This window comes from Burkholderia sp. Ac-20345 (assembly GCF_017104825.1).
Classification (GTDB): Bacteria; Pseudomonadota; Gammaproteobacteria; order Burkholderiales; family Burkholderiaceae; genus Burkholderia; species Burkholderia lata_B.
The window spans coordinates 1-19,263 of record NZ_JAAGPO010000036.1 but is presented as its reverse complement, the minus strand read 5'-3'; the positions used below and the strand labels follow the sequence as shown (position 1 = coordinate 19,263).

Below are 19,263 nucleotides of genomic sequence, written 5' to 3'. Positions count from 1 at the left end.
GGCGACTGGCCTCAGTTGGAAGCCATCCTCTCAAGTTACAGTCGGTCCGAAAATGCCAGGGCAGGCCACCGTTGCCGCAAACGCATTGCGGCCGATATTAGATCGTCGCCGGGGCAAGCATGGGTACGATCGTGGGCAGGGCGCCTATCAGCAATCGAGGGAGTCTTGCCTGGCGGGCCTGTGCGAGCAGCAGTTGGCGTCGGCTGTCTTCGCCTTACCTTGTTGCCCGAACCATAAGCCATGAAGTGACAGACAGGTAAAGGGCCGAGTGGCTGCAAGGGGCGAATGGGTACGGGGAAAAGGGACTGGATTTCCTTGCTTTGTGCCAGTGGCTGAGTCCGGTTGGCAGTGTCGTCGTCCCCCGCCGGCAGCGTCCAGCCGGGAGCGGCGGGCCTTGATCCGCCCGGCAACCGCTAGAATTGCGGTTTTAGCCCGGAATACGACCATGTCTTTTGCCTCGCTCGGCCTGATCGAACCCTTGCTGCGTAATCTGCAGGAACTCAATTATCAGACCCCTACGCCGGTGCAGACCAAGGCGATTCCTGCCGTGCTCGGCGGCAAGGACGTGATGGCGGGCGCCCAGACCGGCACGGGCAAGACGGCGGGTTTTGCGCTGCCGCTGTTGCAGCGGCTGGTGCAGCACGGCCCGGCGGTGTCCAGCAACCGCGCGCGCGTTCTGGTGCTGGTGCCTACGCGCGAACTGGCTGAACAGGTGCTGCAAAGCTTCATCGCTTACGGCAAGGGCCTCGACCTGCGATTTCTGGCTGCTTACGGCGGCGTGAGTATCAACCCGCAGATGATGAAGCTGCGCAAGGGCGTGGATGTGCTCGTGGCCACGCCGGGCCGTTTGCTGGATCTCAATCGCCAGAACGCGGTGCAGTTCGATCAGGTGCAAACGCTGGTGCTGGACGAAGCCGACCGCATGCTGGATCTCGGCTTTGCGCGCGAACTCAACGCCGTCTTTGCCGCGTTGCCTACCCAGCGCCAGACATTGCTGTTTTCCGCCACGTTTACCGACGATATCCGCGCGATGGCGGCGGGCATTCTGCGTGAGCCGGTCAATATCAGCGTCAGTCCGCCCAATGCCACGGCCAGCAGGATCAAGCAGTGGGTGGTGACGGTCGACAAGCGGAACAAGCCCGACCTTTTCATGCACCTCGTGGCCGAGAGCAAGTGGGAGCATGCGTTGGTGTTCGTCAAGACGCGCAATGGCGTGGACTACCTGGCTGCCATGCTGGACGAAGCGGGCTATGCGGTCGACACCATCCACGGCGACAAGCCGCAACCCGCGCGTCTGCGTGCGCTGGAGCGCTTCAAATCGGGTGAAGTACAGATGCTGGTGGCGACCGACGTGGCGGCGCGCGGGCTGGATATCGACGATCTGCCGCTGGTGATCAACGTGGATCTGCCGATCGTGGCGCAAGACTATGTGCACCGTATCGGCCGTACCGGCCGCGCGGGCGCCAGCGGTGTGGCGGTGTCCCTGGTGTGTGCCGACGAAGCGCCGCAACTGGCCGCGATCGAAGCGCTGATCAAGCAAACGCTGCGGCGCGAAGAGGAGCCGGGTTTCGAGGCCGAACACCGTGTGCCGGAAACCAGCGCGACGGGCCAGATCATCAAGAAGCCCAAAAAGCCGAAGAAACCCAAAGTGCCGCAAGCCGTGGCCGGTGCGATGCCTGCGCCGGGTAAAAAGCCGCGCCCGCAAAGTAGCGAGAACAAGCGCAAGCCCGCGGCGCCGCGCGCCGGGGCTGCGGGTCAGGGCAAGAGCTTGTCCAGTGGTAGCCCGTTCAGCGTGCAGAAGCCGCGCGGAAAATCCGCCGGCAAGCCGGCTGCGGGAGCGCGCAAGCCGGCTGGCAAACCTGCTGGTGGCCGCGGAAAGCGCCCGTCTTGATTGGTGGGGATGAGGCGCGCCGGCCATCGAACATGGCTGGCGGCTCGGGGGCTGCTGACAGCCTCGAGTGTGTTGCGTCGACGGGTTGAATCTGCAGCCAGGAGCGGCCCGTCGACGCAATTTTCAGAACCACCCCGTCAGGTTGAAAGCGGGAGTTCACGAAGGTCCACCTGGACAAGAGCCTGCTGCTGGTGCCGGGGCGGCGGCCAGGGTTAGCGCGGCCAGGACAGATCGGGCGACTGGACGGATTGCCGGGAAACCTGTTCGACTGTTTGCTGCGGCAACAGCGGGCGCGGGCATCGCCGGCGAAGGCCGGAATCTGAACCGGCAATTCGCCTTCGCAGCCTGGCGGAATCTTGTCCTGCTATAGGTGCGGCCTTACTGCCATTCACCGGGATGACAGATCACCCAACCCGGAAGGTAGCTATCCATGTCCGTATGACCCCAGCACCAGTCGTGCTGGTGAATGGTCTTCATCAACTGTTCGCGTTCTGCGCAGGCGCTGCCCGGAGCGTATTGGCCGCTAGGCAATAATTTCGGTGCCGGGCCGTTCCGGCATTTGGCATCGACCACTTCTTCCTGATCCATCAGTGCCTGGACTGCAGATGGAATGGTGCGGGCTAACGTGGCCTTGTATTCGATGCAGGCTGGCGCCTTGGGATCGTTGGACTTGCGGGCACATTTGGACTGGAGCTTGTCGATGTTTCTCGACACTTCTGGTGAATACGTCTCGGCGTGCGCGGTAGAAATACATCCAGCAAGCAACAGGTAGGCGGCAAGTGATCTGATCAAAATCATTTCGCGGATGACACGATGCGTTCGGTAGCTCAGGAACAGGCGAATTATGGCATGTGCGCGTTTTCGACGACGCGACCGGCAATAGCGTTGGATTGAACTTCTCATCATGCGAACGATGCTCGGTGAGGCAATAAGTCACCGCGCCGTTCGTCGATGGGTCGCTTGGGGGAGATCTGAAGGGCAGTTGCGGGGCGGCCGCGGCCTTGTGCATCGGGCAGTGATAGGCCATGAACGGTCGTTCGATGCCAGCGCTAGCCGTTTCATTTCTTCAGTAGCACATTGTAGTAGTCGGAAATGTTCGCTTCTGAGCCTTTTGTAATTCGATCGAATGCGCGCGCCCACGGCCAAAAATTCGTACCCGAAGTGGTTCGCAGTCCAGGGAATCGGTGGTCACCGAGCGTGACCATTCCCCATTCTCCACCATGATTTCGGCGAAACACCTCACCAACGTAACTTCCAAAGCCTTTTGCAAAAGACATGACTTGTTCGTCAGACGGCTTAGGACTCTCGTCGGTGTAAGAGGCATGCATTTTCGATAAGGATTTTTCGACGTTCGCTATGCTTGCATCCGACCAATCTAGTTTGATGGAAAACTGCTTTTCGGAAAAATCGACGGTGTCTTGTGCGTACGCTTCAGCCAACTTGTCGATCCTCGGGTCGGGAGAAAAAGACGGACTTCCGGTACTGTCTGCGCTGGCAGCGTTCGAGATGGTTAAGGGCGCCCAGGCAAGCAGTGCTGCGATCAAAAATTTGGTCTTCAATATCGCCCCAACTCGTGTGTTCCGATTGTTTGCGCTCTCCCGACGCGTCGCCATGACGGAGCAACTTGACTGCAGTGTGATCGACCGCAATCGGGAAATCTGAGATCCAACTCGCGTGTAAAGTACGCGGCAAGTCAAGGTCTGCGCCTGACAATGACGCAGACGGCGCCCAAGCCCCTGGGCGCGGTCTGCCTTACCCACTGGTGCCCCTTAACGGGGTGTCCTTCCCCCGCCGCGACGACAGTATATCGATTGCGACACTAGCTCGAACTGTTGGGCTCCCTAAGCGAACGATCTGCATTGTTGCTCGCGTCTGTCCTCCAAGGGGAAAGCAGAAGGAATCCTCCGGGCCGGATAGCGCCCGTCGGAACGAGCGCACGCTCAATCCCCGTTCGATTGAAGGGAGATGTTATGGAAACCTAGAAGGTCGTCGTTGCCCCCGTATGCCATGGAACAAGGGGCAAGCTCATCGGCCTGAAGCCGCAGCTAAAGCTCCGAGAAATCGGGTCGATCTGAACGCGACTTCAGATGACATCGAACCTTCGTGAGCTCGCGATGTTCAATCTCGCAATTGATAACAAGCTCCGAGCGTGCGATTTTACGCGGTTGCTGGCCCAGGATGTCCACCACCGAAGCCACGTGGCGTCCGAGCGACTATCTTGCAGCAGAAGACCCAGCTGCCGGTGCAGTTGCTGCTCGGGCATACGAAACTCGAAAGCACAGTTCGCTATCTCGGCATCGAAGTCGAAGATGCCCTTGAGATGGCAGAGCAGACAGAGGTTTGATGGCATCGCGGCCGGCGGGCGTCGCTTGCCGGCCATGAAGCGTCGTTCGCTCGACGGTGACGTATCGCTGAAACTAGTCCCGTTTCGGTCACATTCGCCTCATTTGATGTCACCTATGAGATTATCTCGAACACTTTCGACAACGAATGCTCACTCAAGCGCATGGAAAACTCGCTCGCAGTCTCACCCTATGCTCTTGCGGTCTACTTCTACGGCGGAATCCAGTATTGCTTCGAAAGCGCGCCTAGGGATACACCGTCTATGGATGATGTAAACCGCAAGCTGGCGCAAATCGTATGGCAGAAAACAGGCCCCTCAAATGTGCCCATATCAGCTCGCCGCGATGGATTTCTGATTTTTGATTTCGACAAGTCTCCAAACTTTGCACAAGTGCCAAGTACGACGTTTGACGAGAAGATTATGCGAGAGCAGCAGGAGCTAGCCCATCAGCGCTTTCAATACATGAACGCATTCTTGATGGCGCTACATTCGGGTCTCGCTGAGACGATGCAAACCGGAACACCCGTCCAGTCGCCGTTGAATCCAACTAGCTACTACAAGGCTTTTGAGCAGCAAGGCCACTGGCTTATCACGGACACCTTGATCCACCAAGTGGAAGGCTCAAATTTCTTGGCGCAGGATATAAAGCTAGCCGCCCTAGATCATGCGTTGCATGTGATGGCACGCTGTGGCGAAGTGTTTGAGGACGACGGCCTAAAAATCTTGGCACTCTGCCTGACTGCGGGCAACCAGTTGACGCTTCATCAATACGAATCAGCCCACCTTATTGCTTGGTCCGTGATCGAAAAATCACTCAATAAAGTGTGGGCCAGCCTCGTACATGAACTAGACGCAAGGAATGGCGGGCACACTGAGATGAACCGCGATCGCCGCAGGATGCTGCTTGAAGGGCACGATTACACTGCTTCGATCGTGACGCAGATGCTCTCCTTTCATAAAAGAATTGACGACGACATGCTCGCACGCTTGGACGATGCAAGGCGGACACGTAACAATTTTGCGCACAGCCTCCGTCCCGTGAAGTGGGACGACGCGGCTCGCGCGATCAACACTGCAAACGAACTTATCAGCAAGGTCGTCGGCACGAAGGTCCATTGTCAGACTGCGTTGCAGTGGCACGGCTGAACTGATGGATGTCGTCTTCTCGACAGCTACTAATGCTAGTGACCGCAGCGCTGCATGCGAATGTCTCATATCGGTGAGACAACGGACCAGCGCCCATGCTATCTAAGTGACTCAAACGGGTCGAAAGTGCCTATTCGCTGAGCCTGACAGCAGACGTTCGGTGCAGATGCTCAGCCGAACGTCCGCAAGGTAGCGTCAAGTCGACCTACCGCGGCCGACACGTGAACGCCTGCAAAGGCCGAGCACTTGCCGCTCAGCGCGTAGGCACGGGGCCACTGATATCCGGTTAAACAGCTGTTGAGGCTGCGCGGGCTCCAACGGCGGTAGTGGATCGATTGATCGCCATGCCATCCACGAAACAATCGACAACTTGGAACTATACTGGGCAACCTGGAGGCTTCCATGACCGATCACGAAAGACTGCATCCACTACGTCCGCTCCTGAAAAATTGGGTTTGGGAGCATGGTCGAATCGGGACTCGCTATCTGGACTGCGTTGATGGCGAAATCAGGTTTGACGAGGGCAAGAAGTCGCATTTCGCGGCCGAGAAATATATCTATGTGCCCCTTGGCAAGGGCGCTGAAGACGATGCATCTGCGGAGGGGCCTGCGATCCAGGAGGCTGGACTTGCCCGGTTTTTGCGGGCCGCGCAGTTGGGTACGCCGGAGGAAGCCGGTTCTGTAGCGGATGTCCAGCGCGCAGTGCAGGACTGCGTGGAGATTGGCCTGTTCAGCGCATATCAATCGGAGGCTCGAAAGGCGTTTGCCCGATACGCGCAGGAACCAATGTTCGATGACGAGATTCGCGCGGCGGTTGTCGACGACATCCGGCGTATTTACGCCGGCATGCGGGAGCAACTGGCGCTGTACGATTTCAGTGTGCTCCACGGCTTGCCCATGCCGCTGCTTATCGGCGACACGCCCTTCATCGACTGGCGCGTGCGTGCCAGTCCGGCACTTCCGTTTGTATCGCTCCCGCTGGGACCTTACTGCCTGCTGGTAGGCGCGCCGTCAGGCAGGAAAAGCCGAATCGCCCCGGTCGTCTGGAAGGCCGCTGCCGCGATGGGCCCGTTGAAGGATCACAACCGCCAAATCGAGGAGCAGGCACGTCTATGGCTGGTGGCGACCACGGATGACCAACTCGTCGCTGTGCAAAGCCGCATTGCTGCGGGCATCGGCTCCAGGCAAGGGAATGTGAAACCCTGACCGAAGTTGACCATAAGCAGATCGTCGGCGGTGGCTGAGTTATGAACGGTAGTCCGTTGCCTCGTCGGGCGGTGATTGCCTACAAATATCGTCGGATCACCGGGTTTCCCTGTTTTGCCGTACGCCGCAATGCGGTAACGTCGCCATGCGGCCAGAGTCGGTCATTAGCTCAAGTGGTCAATTTGCCGTTTGAACGGCGGCTCCCGCTCAGTAGCGGACCTATGCCGTCATTCCGTGGAGACCAGCGTCGCGGGGGGGCACGTTGCAGGTACAACCGGACCGCGCAATGACTCGTATCGTGCGGGTTATCGATGCGACTGGTCGACCATGCTTCAAAGCCCGCATAATAATGCGAAACGTCAGTTTACTGGCCAGTAGAGACTCGACGATTGAATGGGAGCGGAGAAGTGAAAAGTGTGGAACTCGACCTAGACTGGAGGGGCAATCTGAAAGGCTACAAGGTTCATGAAGATGGATCTCCGCCCAAATGGGTACCGAATGATGTCAGTAATTCAGATTGCACCCGGATTCGAGAGGAAATCGAATCACATAAGCTGTTCGCACAGCCTCCAAAATTTTCGTACGCAAAGCGAACATACTCAGAGTCCGGCTTGCATACGGGTTATCACACGAACCTCGGCTTTGTGCCCGTTGAACCAAGCAATGCACTATACGGGTATTTGATGGACTCACTAAATACCGGCGAATTCGCTGAGGATGCGGACCCGAAGGTTACGTCGATTGACGAGTCAGACTATGTGTCCGATCTCATCGTTTTGGTGCTTTTTGATCAACCATGGGCGCATCTGGCCGGGCCTTACCACGGCCAGTTGCCGATTCGATTCAACCGGAACGCTAAACCAGAGCCTTTCTCATTCACTATCCGGAATATCTCTGACCCGTCTGGAGAGCATCCGCTGCAGCTGTTGTTGGGTCTGCATGGCATTGAGAGTCCGGAAGGTCTAGCACAGCCAGCGGTGCCGGTAGGTGGCGTGTTCGAAGTCGAAATACCCGCGGGGCGCCTAAGAAAGATACTGCGTGGTGTGTTGGCAGACGCCGACGATCCGCTCTATGAATTCCTACGTGACCGGTTCAATATGGAGCTAGTACGCAGTGGGCGCAGGCCCGCCGACGGACCATCGACTGCATGGCATGTTGCAATGGCCAACAACTATCTTCAACCGTTTCTTGCGGACTTCTCTAACAGAGTAATAGAGGCATTCTGGCAGGAATACGGGGGGGTCCCGATAGCTCATGTGTCGCCGTCATCGCTACAGCGAAGATTCACAGTTATCCACAAGTTGCGATCCGGACAGAAACGCCTCGGCCACTACTCATCATTCACCGGACATAGTTTTAGCCTCAAGGGCGAATGGCATCTTAGCGGAGCGCTTGAGTCAGTAGCAGACGGGACGACGCCGACACTTCATCCGATGCGACGCTCGCTGAGTCGCCTTCGCATGCTCATGGAAGGAGGCTTTCTCATGGAGGCACTCGTGTTGATAAATTCAATTCTCGAGGTGAGTGTTTCGGCTGCTCTCGAGACTGCGGCGAACGATTGCGATGGCGTTCTATCCCGGGTTAAATCACTTGGACATCGTATGAGACTGCAACTACTAGAGGAACTGAGCAAACAGGAGTGGCCGCAGATCCGAGGGGGGGCACAGGAGGCATTCGTTAATGCTGCGCTCGGCATCTATGACTGTCGGAATGCATACGTCCATCAACTCGTAATGCCAGACAAAGGGCGGTTCATAGATTACCGCGAGCAGCGAAGAGTCATCGAATTGATGAGTCCGTTTTCGGAAGTATTCCGGCAGGACCAATGGTTTCGTTGGCTGCATGCCATTTCGAGCGGCAACGACGAAGTACGTCATGCAATAGCCGATTTCTGTCATAGACATCCGGTCACGCCCCCAGATATGGACCGCCCAAGAAGCGTGACTGAATGAAAGTCCGTTTCACACCTGAAAGCTGCCGTCGAGGCAGCGTTTATACAGGCGGCAGCAGTGGGTCAATAACCGCCACTCCGGAAAGCACCTCTGATGTGAGAACGCGAAGTGCACCTTCTGACCTGGCCCTAGCGGCCGCAACAGTAAGTTTTCGGCAACGCAAATCCATTCATCCCGGCGATCTGGCAAGATGCATCGACAGACCTCAGCCAGGGGCCCCCCCATGCACATCGCAATTCTGACCTTCCAGGGCTTCAACGAACTCGATTCGCTCATCGCACTGGGCGTGCTCAATCGCATCAAGAAGCCTGACTGGCGCGTAACGCTGTCATGCCCGGAGCATTTCGTCACATCGATGAATGGTGTGACCGTGCAGGCGCAGTCAACGTTGGGGGACGCATGCACGGCGGATGCCGTCATCGTCGGGAGCGGTATTCAAACCCGGGATGTCGTCAACGACGCGACGCTGATGGAGCAGCTGAATCTCGATCCGACCCGGCAACTGATTGGTGCCCAATGTTCGGGCACGCTGGTTCTGGCAAAGCTCGGCCTTCTCGACAACATCCCCGCGTGCACGGACCTCACTACCAAACCCTGGGTCGTCGAGGCGGGCGTCGAAGTCCTCAATCAGCCGTTCTTCGCTCAAGGTAACGTCGCAACGGCGGGTGGCTGTCTTGCTTCGCAGTATCTGGCCGCATGGATCATTGCGCGCCTGGAAGGCGAGGAAGCCGCACGGAGTGCGCTGCACTACGTTGCGCCGGTCGGGGAGAAGGAAGAGTACGTCGCTCGTGCGCTGACGAACATCAAGCCTTACCTGCTGTAGCTCGAAAAAAAGGAATGGCACTCCCTCCATCGCAGTGAGCCGGGTTCAGCAGTAACGCCGTGTTCCCGATACCGGCTTCTCCAGGGCGCCCGGTTGCCACGTCGTTCGGCTGCGGTGTGGAGGAGGGGGCGAGAATGTTTGACGACCCGTTCAGGCAGAGCCATTCGGTGATCCCGGTTTGCAACGGATCAGACTCCACCAGCCAGTTCGTATTGCAAAGACGACAGCGATACTGTCGCACGACTATTGCAGGTCGACCCAGCGGCCGCAATTTCGTTGGCTTGTGCAATTCCACCAGTTCGCGATGTGCGACAGGATCGGAAGTTGCGTGCATGTTCGTGCAGGCTTCGCAACGCATATGCGTCAGCTTTCGGGAACTCGTCGGCTCGAGGAGGCGCCTCGTCGCTCATGGCTCAAATGGTCCGCTGATTGCAACGTGATCGGCAATGCATCCGTCCCATGATCGATTCAAGCGCGCTCGCCATCGCGACGTGCGTCAAGTTTCGGCCCTAGCGGACACGCTGGAAGATCATCGAAGGGATGTTCTCCTTCGCTGCGAGGCGAATGCGGACGATTGCGCGTCCCATCCGGATCATTCAGTTTGCAACCGCCTTACCGGAGGCATCCTTGACTTTCACTTTCCATTGCTTGCGGATTTCGGACACCACCGAATCGGGAAGCGAGATGTAGTCCAGCTCCGTCGCGGCCTGGTTGCCGTTGTGGAATGCCCAGTCGAAGAACTTGAGCGTTTCCGCACCTTGCGCCGGCTTCTCCTGCGTTGCGTGCAGCAGCACGAACGTCGCGCCGACGACCGGCCATGCGTCCTTGCCCGGCTCGTCCGTCAGGATCTGGTAGAACGACTTCGACCAGTTCGCGCCTGCGGCAGCGGCCTTGAACGTTTCCGTCTTCGGCTCGACCACCGTGCCCGTCGAGTTCTTCAGCGCGGTGTAGACCATGTTGTTCTTCTTCGCGTACGCCCATTCGACGTAGCCGATCGAGCCCGGCAGGCGCTGCACGAACGCTGCAACGCCGTCGTTGCCCTTGCCGCCCGTGCCCGTCGGCCAGTTGACCGTCGTGCCTTCGCCGATCTTCGACTTCCATTCGCCGTTGACCTTCGACAGATAGTTCGTCCAGATGAAGCTCGTGCCCGAACCATCAGCCCGGCGCACCACGGCGATGTCCGTATCCGATAGCTTGACCTTCGGGTTCAGAGCGGTGATTGCCGGGTCGTTCCACTTCTTGATCTTGCCCAGATAGATGTCGCCGAGCACCGGTCCCGACAGCGTCAGTTCGCCAGCCTTCACGCCCGGTACGTTGACGACGGGCACCACGCCGCCGACCACGGTCGGGAACTGGAACAGGCCTTCCTTCGCGAGCTCGTCATCCTTCAGCGGAGCGTCCGAACCGGCGAAATCGACCGTCTTTGCGTTGATTTGCTTCAGGCCGCCCGACGAGCCGATGCCCTGATAGTTGACCTTGCCACCGCCGGCCTTCTTGTACGCATCGGCCCACTTTGCGTAAATCGGTGCCGCGAACGTGCTGCCTGCGCCGGTGATATCTGCAGCGTGCGCGCTGAGGGCTACAAGAACCAGGGTGCAGGGAACCATGATCCGGATGTTCATGAAACGCCTCCTGTCTGCTGTCGGCATGCTGGCCTGCAAGCTGGCCTCGGTTTAGAAGTCTGACTGGTCGAGTGGGATCCGCCGGCCGTCTTTCGGCAACGTCTGTCGGTTGACCGCGGCAGTGGTCTTCTCTCGATTGCTTTCAAACACGGTGAGCAATTGCGTGGGTGGAGCAGTCTCTGCGCCGCGCATTTCTCGCATGACGTCCGCCGGGAACTTGATTGCAACGTATCCCCAACTGGGGCCGTAAGAAGCGAGCGACCGGCCTGGATCGTCACCGACGATCGGGTAGGTCAGACAAGTGGCGGATTCCGTCATCGTGCGCGGCAAGCGGTCTCACATCGAACGGTGATAGGAGTATTGCAGCCGGCTGTGAAAACTCAAGGACAGTGCAGCTGCTCGATCCGCCAGGTTCAATGCACGTCACTTGCGGCGATGGCGGCCAATGCTCGGTCGCCGTCGCGTTGGGCGGTGTCTTCAGTGGAAAAGATGTCGGTACTGAATGCGATCAGTTTGAAGCCGGACCCGGCGGAGCGAGGCACCGTGATGCCCCAGTGCCAGCCGCCATCTTGCTGGAACACATGGAGGGCCGGGGGCGCCTGGCTTAGTGCTGGGGAAGAAGTCGTCATGGCGTGCTCTCCCGTCATGGGGCGACTGCGAGGCAACTACGTCGAACGTGCGATCTCAGTCTACGGACACTTTTGCTGCGGCGCAATATCCGGGTTTCTCGAAAATGGTAATGTGTGAAGCGCCACAATTTTGAAATACAAATATGCAACGTACGGGATGGCTGGCATATTGATGTGACGATTAGGATTTCTTGGAGGCTTTATGGATCGCAGTTCGCTTGTGTGGGCGGGGGTGCCGCATAGCAGCGATGGCGTCGTGTTTCAGATTCGGATCGGCCGTGGACTTCAGCGATTTCATGTTGCCCGGTTGATTCTCGAGAAGGCGTGCGACCTTGAACGACTGGCATCTGACGCGCGACAGCTCGAATGCTTTTACGAGCATTTGGCTCCGATCCTGGCGATTGCGCGGAAGACGCGCTCAAAGGCGAAGGCCGATACGGTTTCGCTGAATGTCTCGGATTTTGGTCGAACGGGGAACGCGCGAGGCGAGCAGAGGACTTGGGCGGTGATGCGGTGAGCGTCGCAGGGAGGTTGAGGGGGCCGAGTTCTCGGTCTCGGAACGGGCGGGCGTAGGGCTTGGCGTAACTTTACGTGTTACGTCTTGTCGGGTGCGGCCCAGGTACTGCCGCATGGTTGGTGTGATGTTTGCGGGCTTTCGCGTAGTCTCGTGATCGAGTCTCGCGATGAAAGGGCGTCGCTCAATGACTGCGCACCCAAGAATGAAAAACGCTGGCCGGTGAACTGGCCAGCAAAATGGTCCTGGCGATCCGAGGTTGAGGTGTGCCAGAACCAAAGGCACTGAACGGCGTGCGCGTGCAGCCAGCCGGGCATGTCGAACAATCGGTCCCGAAAATCGGGGTTGTTCCGGCTCGAGCTCGCGCAACAATCTGTGATCGCAGTTTAGGCCAGACTGGCGGATGCGACCAGACGTGCACTCACGCTCGGAAACTTGAAGGCATCGTAGGGCTTTTTCGGTACGTCCCATGTTGCGATCATCGCGTCAGTCGGCAGATAGTCAGGATCGGCCGACGCGACCCCGGCCCACATTCCTCGAGACACCTGTCTGCCATGGAGATAAAAGTGCAGCGCCCGGCCAGCGCGGTCGCAAATACACCGGATTCTCTCCACCGATTGACCCAATCCTCTAATCCGTGCGACTTGGTTGCGATCCAGCTCGAACATGGCACTCATCACCCCGTCACAATCGACAATGCCGATCATGTTGCTGTCGTCAGTCAACGCCCACGCCGGATGCGGCGTGCCTAAGCGGAGCATAAAATAATCTGCAGATTCAGAACCAACCATACTGCTTCTCCTGCAAAAGATTCGTCGTTCTACTAACTGAATATCAATAGAGGAGAATGTTCACACTCCTGTTCTCCTCGCCGTACCTGGATGCTCGAGTGGATGTGCGTCGGTGCCTTGCAATGGGCGGGCGCAAGATTGAAACGCGCTGCGCCCATAGCATCCGGAGCACCTACACGCTTGCCTGACGAGTCACGGTTTCCGCGGCGATACTGTCCGAACCGGAAAGTCTCACCGCAACAGCAGCGCCCGCCGTGCTCCCGTAGACGTTGAGGGCGGTTCTCCCCATGTCGAAAAAGGCGTCGACGCCCAAAAGCAGCAGCACCGCATCGGCCGGCAACCCGATCGACGTCAGAACGATGGTGATGGCTACGATCGCCCCGGAGGGCACATTGGCTGCTCCGTCGATGGTGATGATCGTCAAGATCAAAATCGTAATCGCCAACGGCCAGGACCAGGCAAGGTGATATGCGTCGGCCAGATAGCCGACCGCAAGGGCCGTATAGAGGACCGCACCGTCGCGATTGAAAATATATGCGAGAGGCAAAATCGTGGACGCCACGCCGTAGGGAACGCCCAATTCAACCAGCTTCTTCAGGTGCAACGGGTATGTAATTTCAGACGAACGCGTCGTGAAACCAAGGATCAGGGGTTCCTTCACCTTCCTGAGCACGGCGAGAGGCGACTGACCGGCGACGCGAATGACGATGGTGAGTACAACCGCCAGAACCGCCATGCCGAGATAGGCCACGCCCAGAAGTTCGATCAGCGAGTGCGCGCCGCTAAAGCCCTTGGCTGACAACAGCTGCGCGATCGCGGCGAAGATCGCGAGCGGCGACCATGCGATCACCCACTGGGTCATCTTGAACAGTCCCGACAGCAGCGCCTCGAAAACGGCAATCGCAGGCTCGGCACGCTCCGGGGCAGCCGCCAATGCTGCACCGAAAATGACGCCGAAAACGAGTACGGGGAGCGAATTCCCTGCAGCGAGCGCAGCGACGATGTTTGCGGGGATCAAGTCAACGAGAAATTTCGTCCAGTCGATGCTGGACGCGAGTGCCGTGGGCATCGATCCAGAGTGAACGATGCTCGCACCGAGACCCGGTCGAAATGCAAAGTTGAGCAGCAGGCCGAGCGATGCAGCCAGGCCCGTCATGAAAACGAAGAAGACGATACTGGACAGTGTGACCTTTCCAAGCCGCTCGCGAAGTCGGCCCGCACGAAAGACCCCGACCGTGACCGACAGGAAGATCAACGGCATGACGACCATCTTGATCGCGTGGCCGAACATCGCGCTTAGAAAGCCTAGCTTCGCGGCAAAGCCGGGAGCAAACACGCCGCAAGCGACGCCTAGGACAAGCCCGCCAAGCATTTGCATCGGGAGGGAAAGTCCCTTGTTTTTAGTGTTCATGCCGTGCCTTTAATAGTTTTATCCGTGCGGGAGTACCGTCAACGATGTGATTCCACATATGCTGACGCGCAAGCTCGCCGTCGTTCGCTTCGATTGCGTGAAAGATTCGCAGGTGCTCGATCGTGCCGCGCCGAACGGTTTCGGCGTCGCTACGCGGGAGTTCGTTCAGGGCCAGGGTTTGGGCCCGCAATAGACCATACGCCGATGAGATTCGCGCGTTCCTTGCGGCGGCAAACAACGCTTGATGAAATACCCAACCGATACGTTGCTCGAGCATGATGTCCGCGACGTCCTGGTCAATCAGCTCCTGCATTTTCTCTGCCGTCTCGCGAAGGCCTGCCGTTACTCCCGATCTTGCTGCAAGAAACGCGGCTGTACTCTCGAGGGCCAGCCGCATTTCAAAAATTTCGCGGAGATCGCTCGTCGTCGGCGATGCGACATAGGTCCCACTCTTTTCGATTACGACGACCAGCCCTTCGGACTCAAGCAAATGCAATGCGCTGCGCACGGGCATTTGACCGAAGCCGAGTTCGTCCGACAGGCCTCGATGGGATACTTTCTGCCCAGGCGCAAGGCGGCCGTCAAAGATCCTTAATCGGATCTCGTCGTAGGCAAGCTCTGCATCTGTCGAGGCTTTCGACGTCATCTGTGATCGCAGTTAGCGTATGATTGGAAAAGAAAAGACGGATAGGAAATTACCCTTATTGGTAACGCCCGGCAACTGCTATTTTTGCGAGTGCCTTTGCTGCAAGAAAACCGGAAGAAAATCAGTGTCACGAAGAGAGTTGGCAATTAGATGACTTCACAAGATGTGCGCTTTACCATCTGCGTCGTTCGTGCGGAAGAAACCTATCCCCTCAGGGCCGCAATCTTGATGGCTGGAGATGCGGAGGGGAGCGCTCTACACGGAGACCTCGCTCCAACGACAAGGCACTTTGCCGTTCGTGACAACGCCGGTATTGTGGCCGTGGCGTCGGTGTGTAAAGAAGGACAATCCGGTGTATTGAACGCAGAAGCCTGGCGCCTTCGCGGCATGGCTGTCCATCCATCGGTACGTGGTCTGGGATTCGGACGCCTTCTGGTCAATCTGTCCATTCGCTATGTCCGCGAACAGCGCGGAATTCTGCTCTGGTGCACGGCGCGCGAATCTGCATACCCGTTCTACGAAATGCTCGGCTTTAATCGCGATCTGAAACCGATTTCAATGCATGGTCGCGACGACATGAAATTCTATCTAATGCAGAGGCAGATCGAGTGCTGATTTGCGTTTGCTACTGACGTGAGACGACCTCACGCTGTCTGTGTGGTCTGGTTCAGGCTTCCACGTTAAGTCGTCTCCGATTGCGTCTGATGTTCATGGATTTTCGCGGTCAACCTGAAAAAATCAACGATCTCCTCGATCATTACACTCGAGTGCCATACGGTGCCAACGTACGCCTCCGCGAGCGACGTCACGCAATTTAAAACGGCGATGCACATCATGCCTGGGTACTACTCCTCTGGAACTTGTCCAATGATGACAGTCCCGCCCTTGCGTGGAATTCCGAATATCGTCCCCGGGACAGCAGCTTGTCGTACTCCAGACACCAGGACACCTGTTATTTGAGTCAAGACGTCAGCTTCGGACGATCTGTCCGTTTCCTTGATATGTCGATCTGAGGTCACTACGTGAACGAATCGACCAACTGCGCCATTTTCGGCGTTGTCTGGACCGCGTATGGCATCGCGATGTCCGCACAACCGGTGTAGCGAAGTCCAGGGGTCTTTCGAGGCGGCCTGTCTGACCCTGCTGCCGCCGCCTGCGAGCAAGAAGTTGACCGATCGCAGTAGGATAGGGCTCTGCTACGCGCAGACCACGAGCGTCGATAACGCGTCTTTGCCGGCGCGACGCGCGAGGTTCTCCAATGAACGCGATATCCCCCGACTCCGGCGGTTCGCCAATCAATTCAATCAATTGAAGGATGCAGACATGAGCACGATTTACGATATTCCTGTCAACGCGATCGACGGTGTGCAGACATCCCTGCGGTCCTACGAAGGCAAAGTGCTTCTGGTGGTGAACGTGGCGTCCAAATGCGGGCTGACGCCGCAGTACGAAGGTCTGGAGGCGCTCTATGAAGGCAAGCGCGCCGAAGGCCTCGAAGTGCTGGCGTTCCCCGCCAACAACTTCAAGGGCCAGGAGCCGGGCACCGATGCGGAAATCCAGTCTTTCTGCACCGGCACCTTTGGCGTGAAGTTTCCGTTGTTTTCGAAAATCTCCGTGATCGGCGACGACAAGCATCCGCTCTATCGCTCGCTCACCCAGGCGCAGCCGCAGGCGGCCGGCGACGGTCCGTTCCGCGCACGCCTCGAAGGCTACGGTATTCAGCCGAATCCGGCGCCCGAGGTGCTGTGGAACTTCGAGAAGTTTCTCGTGAGCCGTACGGGCGAAGTGGTGGCGCGCTTTTCGCCCGACACGCCCGCGGACGACCCGAAGCTGGTCGCCGCCATCGATGCGGAGCTTGCCAAGGCCGCGTAAGCCGGTGCACGCCGGCCGATCGGTCTGGCGTGGGTGCGTCGAATCCACTTCACGCCGTCGCGGCAACGCCCGTCGAATGCTCGAGCACCGCGACATAGTCGTATCGATCGCCGCGATACAGCGAGCGCGTCAGTTCGAGCGGAGAGCCTTCGCTCGAAAACGAGCGGCGCTCGATGGAAAGCACGGGATCGCCCGTGCCGATACCCAGCAACTCGGCATCGCGGGCCGACGCCAGCTCGGCGCGCAGGCGCTGGATCGCACGGCCGGGCTGTACGTTGGCGTCCTGCAGCGCGCGATAGAGCGACTCGCCGAAATCGACGTTGTAGTCGAGCAGTGCGGCCGGCAGCGTCGCGCGCTCGATGGCCATCGGCACCGCGTCCGCCGTTCTGACGCGTTCGAGGCGCAGCACCTGCGCATCGGGCGCGAGGCCGAGCGCGAGCAACTCGTCGGGCGTCGGGCGGTCGAGTGTTCTCCTGATCCACTGCGACCCGGGCGTGAGCCCGCGCCGCAGCATGTCGTCCGAGAAGCTGGTGATTCGCGCGAGCTGCTGTTCGACCCTGGCGGCGACGAACGTGCCCGCGCCTCGTCGGGATTCGATCAGGCCTTGCCGCGTGAGCCTGTCGATCGCGCGCCGCACGGTGTCCCGCGATACCTGGAAGTGTTCGGCGAGTTCGCGTTCCGGCGGCAGGCTTTCGCCGGTCTTCAGCCGGCCTTCGACGATCGCCTCGCGCAGCAGCCGGGCGAGGCGCATCGAGATCGACGATTCGCCGTCGCCGCCCGGCGCGCGAAGTTCCGCCGCCCGGGTGGCGTCGAACAAGTCGGTCAGGCCGGCCGGGCGGACACGAGGCCGGCCGCGGGGCATCGGATTTGAAGGTTTCATACGGGTTGTCGTGATTCGTGTGGGCGTCATGCGCGCGCGGATGGCGCAAGCGTCGCGAGCGCCTTGCGGATCGAGCCGCCCGCGGCATCGGCCAGCCGCTCTGCGCCGGCTCGGTCGACGCCGGCGCGGAGCATGAGGATCGCGATGCGGGGCCGGTCGCCGGCCTGTTCGAGCGCGCGCGCCGCCACGTCGGTGGGCACGCCGGCCGCCTGCGACACGATGCCGATCGCCCGCTGGCGAAGCTTGTGATTATGAACCTGGACGTCGACCATCAGGTTGCCGTACGTCTTGCCGAGCGCCACCATCGAAATCGTCGACAGCATGTTGCAGATCATTTTCTGCGCGGTGCCGGCCTTCAGTCGCGTGGAGCCCGTCAGCACCTCGGGGCCGCAGTCGACCTCGATCGCCACGTCCGCGAGCGCGGCCGCCTCGCTGCCCACGTTGCACGCGACGGCGATGGTCCGGCACCCGGTGTCTCGCGCATGACGAAGCGCGCCGAGCACGTACGGCGTGCGTCCGCTCGCGGTAAGCCCGACGACCACGTCGCCGCGCGCGAGCCCGGCCGCGTCGAGATCCTGGCGGCCGAGCGTGTCCGAATCCTCGACCGATTCCGTGATGCCCGCGAACCCGCCCGCGACGATGCCGATGATCTCGCCCGGCTGCGTGCCGAACGTGGGCTGGCATTCGAGTGCGTCGAGATAACCGATGCGGCCGCTGTTGCCGGCGCCGATGTAGATCAGCCGCCCGCCCGCGCGCAGCGCGTCGGCAATCACCGCCACGCCGGAAGCGATCGCGGGCAGCGCGTGCGCGACGCGCGCGGCGACGCCGGCGTCCTCGCGGTTCATCAGCGCCAGGGCTTCGCCGATGCCGAGCGCGTCGAGATTCGCGCTTTGCCCGTTGGGCTGCTCGGTGACAAGGTGCTCCAGATGCATGGCCGTGCGCTCTCCCGGAAGAAGTTCTTCGCATGATAATTGGTACGGACATATTTTAAAGCAGGTATGGCTGCCGTGATCGCTTCGAGCATCGGGCGATGCGCTGCGATTCAACCGTAAATTCCCCGTGATATCGTGGATTTCATGAGATTTCTCCGAACCGGGAATATCGATATCAGAAGAACGGTTTTGCGAGTGGATTGATATTTGGTACGGTCCAATTATTGCGAACCCATACCTTTCGCATGGAGCCTGTGCGAGCCGCCCTGAGCGGCAGGCAGGCGTGATTCAACGGACCGATCTGTAGGAGCAAGGCATGACTTCGGATGAGAGCGCGCGATTCGACGCGCTGGCTCGCGCAATACTCGGGGCGATCGGCGGGGCGTCGAACGTCCGCCGTCATTTTCATTGCATGACGCGCCTGCGCCTGGTGCTCGTCGATCCCGACCGGGCCAACGTTGCGGCGCTGAAGGCACTGCCGGCGGTGCTGGGCGTCGTGCCTGGCGAGCCCCTGCAGATCGTGATCGGCCCGGGGGCGGTCGCGCAGGCGTCGGCCGCTTTTGCCGCCGCGCTGGCCGAGCAGCCGGCGCAAGGCGAGGCCGTG

The 19,263-nt window shown here is 59.3% G+C and carries 18 protein-coding genes and 1 pseudogene; 10 read left to right on the top strand and 9 right to left on the bottom strand.

The genetic code is table 11. The features are described from left to right. The first annotated feature begins 445 nt into the window (after positions 1 to 445). Positions 446 to 1,891, top strand: coding sequence for a DEAD/DEAH box helicase (locus G3O06_RS15515; protein ID WP_205816633.1), 1,446 nt, complete (start codon positions 446 to 448; stop codon positions 1,889 to 1,891). 378 nt (positions 1,892 to 2,269) lie between these two features. Here the strand turns inward: G3O06_RS15515 and G3O06_RS15510 are convergent, their stop codons facing one another. Together G3O06_RS15510 and G3O06_RS15505 are read right to left on the bottom strand one after the other, a co-directional pair. After that, positions 2,270 to 2,797, bottom strand: a complete 528-nt coding sequence (locus tag G3O06_RS15510) for a hypothetical protein (RefSeq protein WP_241020038.1) — start codon at positions 2,795 to 2,797, stop codon at positions 2,270 to 2,272. A 152-nt stretch (positions 2,798 to 2,949) separates the two neighbouring features. Continuing rightward, positions 2,950 to 3,450, bottom strand: a complete 501-nt coding sequence (locus G3O06_RS15505; protein WP_205816632.1) for a hypothetical protein — start codon at positions 3,448 to 3,450, stop codon at positions 2,950 to 2,952. 468 nt (positions 3,451 to 3,918) lie between these two features. Between G3O06_RS15505 and G3O06_RS15500 the strand changes: the two are divergent. The 5 genes and pseudogenes from G3O06_RS15500 to G3O06_RS15480 all read left to right on the top strand — a co-directional run bounded on the left by G3O06_RS15500 (position 3,919) and on the right by G3O06_RS15480 (position 9,362). Then, positions 3,919 to 4,235, top strand: a pseudogene (locus G3O06_RS15500) (hypothetical protein). 162 nt (positions 4,236 to 4,397) lie between these two features. Further along, on the top strand, positions 4,398 to 5,381 hold the full coding sequence (locus tag G3O06_RS15495; protein ID WP_205816631.1) for a hypothetical protein: 984 nt from the start codon (positions 4,398 to 4,400) through the stop codon (positions 5,379 to 5,381). A gap of 402 nt (positions 5,382 to 5,783) precedes the next feature. Continuing rightward, positions 5,784 to 6,587, top strand: coding sequence for a hypothetical protein (locus G3O06_RS15490; RefSeq protein ID WP_205816630.1), 804 nt, complete (start codon positions 5,784 to 5,786; stop codon positions 6,585 to 6,587). Positions 6,588 to 7,003: 416 nt separating this feature from the next. Further along, positions 7,004 to 8,539: a hypothetical protein gene (locus G3O06_RS15485; protein ID WP_205816629.1), complete on the top strand. Its 1,536-nt coding sequence runs from the start codon at positions 7,004 to 7,006 to the stop codon at positions 8,537 to 8,539. A 223-nt stretch (positions 8,540 to 8,762) separates the two neighbouring features. Further along, a complete protein-coding gene (locus G3O06_RS15480; RefSeq protein WP_205816628.1) occupies positions 8,763 to 9,362 on the top strand; it encodes a DJ-1/PfpI family protein in 600 nt (199 codons plus the stop codon). Positions 9,363 to 9,958: 596 nt separating this feature from the next. Here the strand turns inward: G3O06_RS15480 and pstS are convergent. Further along, positions 9,959 to 10,984: a phosphate ABC transporter substrate-binding protein PstS gene (pstS, locus tag G3O06_RS15475; protein ID WP_205816627.1), complete on the bottom strand. Its 1,026-nt coding sequence runs from the start codon at positions 10,982 to 10,984 to the stop codon at positions 9,959 to 9,961. 413 nt (positions 10,985 to 11,397) lie between these two features. Continuing rightward, complete coding sequence (locus G3O06_RS15470) at positions 11,398 to 11,613, bottom strand: hypothetical protein (RefSeq protein WP_174980122.1); 216 nt, start codon at positions 11,611 to 11,613, stop codon at positions 11,398 to 11,400. Positions 11,614 to 11,815: 202 nt separating this feature from the next. Between G3O06_RS15470 and G3O06_RS15465 the strand changes: the two genes are divergently transcribed. After that, positions 11,816 to 12,130, top strand: a complete 315-nt coding sequence (locus G3O06_RS15465) for a hypothetical protein (protein WP_205816626.1) — start codon at positions 11,816 to 11,818, stop codon at positions 12,128 to 12,130. Positions 12,131 to 12,513: 383 nt separating this feature from the next. Here G3O06_RS15465 and G3O06_RS15460 read toward each other — a convergent pair whose 3' ends face one another. The 3 genes from G3O06_RS15460 to G3O06_RS15450 form a co-directional block, all read right to left on the bottom strand. Next, on the bottom strand, positions 12,514 to 12,918 hold the full coding sequence (locus G3O06_RS15460) for a hypothetical protein (RefSeq protein WP_205816625.1): 405 nt from the start codon (positions 12,916 to 12,918) through the stop codon (positions 12,514 to 12,516). Positions 12,919 to 13,090: 172 nt separating this feature from the next. Next, positions 13,091 to 14,329 carry a dicarboxylate/amino acid:cation symporter gene (locus G3O06_RS15455; RefSeq protein ID WP_205816624.1) on the bottom strand — a complete coding sequence of 413 codons (1,239 nt, stop codon included), beginning with the start codon at positions 14,327 to 14,329 and terminating at the stop codon, positions 13,091 to 13,093. Next, positions 14,319 to 14,975: a GntR family transcriptional regulator gene (locus G3O06_RS15450; RefSeq protein WP_205816623.1), complete on the bottom strand. Its 657-nt coding sequence runs from the start codon at positions 14,973 to 14,975 to the stop codon at positions 14,319 to 14,321. Before G3O06_RS15450 ends, G3O06_RS15455 begins: the two co-directional genes overlap by 11 nt. Before the next feature lie 150 nt (positions 14,976 to 15,125). Here G3O06_RS15450 and G3O06_RS15445 point away from each other — a divergent pair, with 150 nt between their 5' ends. Both G3O06_RS15445 and G3O06_RS15440 read left to right on the top strand, forming a co-directional pair. Next, positions 15,126 to 15,590, top strand: a complete 465-nt coding sequence (locus G3O06_RS15445) for a GNAT family N-acetyltransferase (RefSeq protein WP_174996741.1) — start codon at positions 15,126 to 15,128, stop codon at positions 15,588 to 15,590. A gap of 708 nt (positions 15,591 to 16,298) precedes the next feature. Continuing rightward, positions 16,299 to 16,847 carry a glutathione peroxidase gene (locus G3O06_RS15440; RefSeq protein WP_205816622.1) on the top strand — a complete coding sequence of 183 codons (549 nt, stop codon included), beginning with the start codon at positions 16,299 to 16,301 and terminating at the stop codon, positions 16,845 to 16,847. 49 nt (positions 16,848 to 16,896) lie between these two features. Here G3O06_RS15440 and G3O06_RS15435 read toward each other — a convergent pair whose 3' ends face one another. Beyond that, a complete protein-coding gene (locus G3O06_RS15435; RefSeq protein ID WP_241020035.1) occupies positions 16,897 to 17,727 on the bottom strand; it encodes a GntR family transcriptional regulator in 831 nt (276 codons plus the stop codon). Between the two features lie 26 nt (positions 17,728 to 17,753). Then, positions 17,754 to 18,659: an N-acetylmuramic acid 6-phosphate etherase gene (gene murQ / locus G3O06_RS15430; RefSeq protein WP_174980543.1), complete on the bottom strand. Its 906-nt coding sequence runs from the start codon at positions 18,657 to 18,659 to the stop codon at positions 17,754 to 17,756. Between the two features lie 316 nt (positions 18,660 to 18,975). On the opposite strand from murQ, the gene G3O06_RS15425 reads away from it, so the two are divergent. After that, a partial coding sequence (locus tag G3O06_RS15425) for a PTS glucose/sucrose transporter subunit IIB (protein ID WP_205816621.1) occupies positions 18,976 to 19,263 on the top strand: 288 nt, incomplete at its 3' end.

Bases quoted from the DNA above. Each gene is read 5' to 3' on its own strand.
- G3O06_RS15450 (WP_205816623.1), bottom strand. From the start codon at position 14,975: ATGACGTCGAAAGCCTCGACAGATGCAGAGCTTGCCTACGACGAGATC.
- G3O06_RS15495 (WP_205816631.1), top strand. From the start codon at position 4,398: ATGGAAAACTCGCTCGCAGTCTCACCCTATGCTCTTGCGGTCTACTTC.
- G3O06_RS15490 (WP_205816630.1), top strand. From the start codon at position 5,784: ATGACCGATCACGAAAGACTGCATCCACTACGTCCGCTCCTGAAAAAT.
- pstS (WP_205816627.1), bottom strand. From the start codon at position 10,984: ATGAACATCCGGATCATGGTTCCCTGCACCCTGGTTCTTGTAGCCCTC.
- G3O06_RS15435 (WP_241020035.1), bottom strand. From the start codon at position 17,727: ATGAAACCTTCAAATCCGATGCCCCGCGGCCGGCCTCGTGTCCGCCCG.
- G3O06_RS15455 (WP_205816624.1), bottom strand. From the start codon at position 14,329: ATGAACACTAAAAACAAGGGACTTTCCCTCCCGATGCAAATGCTTGGC.
- G3O06_RS15465 (WP_205816626.1), top strand. From the start codon at position 11,816: ATGGATCGCAGTTCGCTTGTGTGGGCGGGGGTGCCGCATAGCAGCGAT.
- G3O06_RS15470 (WP_174980122.1), bottom strand. From the start codon at position 11,613: ATGACGACTTCTTCCCCAGCACTAAGCCAGGCGCCCCCGGCCCTCCAT.
- G3O06_RS15460 (WP_205816625.1), bottom strand. From the start codon at position 12,918: ATGGTTGGTTCTGAATCTGCAGATTATTTTATGCTCCGCTTAGGCACG.
- G3O06_RS15510 (WP_241020038.1), bottom strand. From the start codon at position 2,797: ATGATGAGAAGTTCAATCCAACGCTATTGCCGGTCGCGTCGTCGAAAA.
- G3O06_RS15515 (WP_205816633.1), top strand. From the start codon at position 446: ATGTCTTTTGCCTCGCTCGGCCTGATCGAACCCTTGCTGCGTAATCTG.
- G3O06_RS15445 (WP_174996741.1), top strand. From the start codon at position 15,126: ATGACTTCACAAGATGTGCGCTTTACCATCTGCGTCGTTCGTGCGGAA.
- G3O06_RS15440 (WP_205816622.1), top strand. From the start codon at position 16,299: ATGAGCACGATTTACGATATTCCTGTCAACGCGATCGACGGTGTGCAG.
- murQ (WP_174980543.1), bottom strand. From the start codon at position 18,659: ATGCATCTGGAGCACCTTGTCACCGAGCAGCCCAACGGGCAAAGCGCG.
- G3O06_RS15480 (WP_205816628.1), top strand. From the start codon at position 8,763: ATGCACATCGCAATTCTGACCTTCCAGGGCTTCAACGAACTCGATTCG.